Source organism: Flavobacterium silvisoli (assembly GCF_004329815.1).
In the GTDB taxonomy this organism is placed as follows: Bacteria; Bacteroidota; Bacteroidia; order Flavobacteriales; family Flavobacteriaceae; genus Flavobacterium; species Flavobacterium silvisoli.
The window spans coordinates 1-1,994 of sequence record NZ_SJPE01000033.1 but is presented as its reverse complement, the minus strand read 5'-3'; the positions used below and the strand labels follow the sequence as shown (position 1 = coordinate 1,994).

At 46.5% G+C, this 1,994-nt stretch carries 1 pseudogene; it reads left to right on the top strand.

What is annotated here, in order from left to right:
* A pseudogene (locus tag EZL74_RS13150) lies at positions 1 to 1,994 on the top strand (gliding motility-associated C-terminal domain-containing protein); the annotation flags it as partial.

Sequence of the window (1,994 nt, the reverse complement as noted above, 5' to 3'; positions counted from 1 at the left end):
GCTCCGGCGGATATCACTATCTACACCACGGATGCTTGTACTTACGATGCTTCGGTTGAGTTTACAGGCGATGTAACTGATGAAGCTGATAACTGTTCTACCGGATTGAATGCTACATTCTCTGATGCGGAGCCTGTGGCAGGTCAATGTGCTGGAGCTTACACTATTGTTCGTACCTGGTCTCTTACCGACTGTGCCGGTAATACCACTACACATACTCAAAACATCACGGTATCGGATAACATCAAGCCTACATTCACTGCTCCGGCGGATATCACTATCTACACCACGGATGCTTGTACTTACGATGCTTCGGTTGAGTTTACAGGCGATGTAACTGATGAAGCTGATAACTGTTCTACCGGATTGAATGCTACATTCTCTGATGCGGAGCCTGTAGCAGGTCAATGTGCTGGAGCTTACACTATTGTTCGTACCTGGTCTCTTACCGACTGTGCCGGTAATACCACTACACATACTCAAAACATCACGGTATCGGATAACATCAAGCCTACATTCACTGCTCCGGCGGATATCACTATCTACACCACAGATGCTTGTACTTACGATGCTTCGGTTGAGTTTACAGGCGATGTAACTGATGAAGCTGATAACTGTTCTACCGGATTGAATGCTACATTCTCTGATGCGGAGCCTGTAGCAGGTCAATGTGCTGGAGCTTACACTATTGTTCGTACCTGGTCTCTTACCGACTGTGCCGGTAATACCACTACACATACTCAAAACATCACGGTATCAGATAACATCAAGCCTACMTTCACAGCTCCGGCGGATATCACTATCTACACCACGGATGCTTGTACTTACGATGCTTCGGTTGAGTTTACAGGCGATGTAACTGATGAAGCTGATAACTGTTCTACCGGATTGAATGCTACATTCTCTGATGCGGAGCCTGTGGCAGGTCAATGTGCTGGAGCTTACACTATTRTTCGTACCTGGTCTCTTACCGACTGTGCCGGTAATACCACTACACATACTCAAAACATCACGGTATCGGATAACATCAAGCCTACATTCACTGCTCCGGCGGATATCACTATCTACACCACGGATGCTTGTACTTACGATGCTTCGGTTGAGTTTACAGGTAATGTAACTGATGAAGCTGATAACTGTTCTACCGGATTGAATGCTACATTCTCCGATGCGGAGCCTGTAGCGGGTCAATGTGCTGGAGCTTACACTATTGTTCGTACCTGGTCTCTTACCGACTGTGCCGGTAATACCACTACACATACTCAAAACATCACGGTATCGGATAACATCAAGCCTACATTCACTGCTCCGGCGGATATCACTATCTACACCACGGATGCTTGTACTTACGATGCTTCGGTTGAGTTTACAGGTGATGTAACTGATGAAGCTGATAACTGTTCTACCGGATTGAATGCTACATTCTCTGATGCGGAGCCTGTAGCAGGTCAATGTGCTGGAGCTTACACTATTGTTCGTACCTGGTCTCTTACCGACTGTGCCGGTAATACCACTACACATACTCAAAACATCACGGTATCGGATAGCATCAAGCCTACCTTCACTGCTCCGGCGGATATCACTATCTACACCACGGATGCTTGTACTTACGATGCTTCGGTTGAGTTTACAGGCGATGTAACTGATGAAGCTGATAACTGTTCTACAGGATTGAATGCTACATTCTCTGATGCGGAGCCTGTAGCGGGTCAATGTGCTGGAGCTTACACTATTGTTCGTACCTGGTCTCTTACCGACTGTGCCGGTAATACCACTACACATACTCAAAACATCACGGTATCGGATAACATCAAGCCTACCTTCACAGCTCCGGCGGATATCACCATCTACACCACAGATGCTTGTACTTACGATGCTTCGGTTGAGTTTACAGGCGATGTAACTGATGAAGCTGATAACTGTTCTACCGGATTGAATGCTACATTCTCTGATGCGGAGCCTGTAGCAGGTCAATGTGCTGGAGCTTACACTAT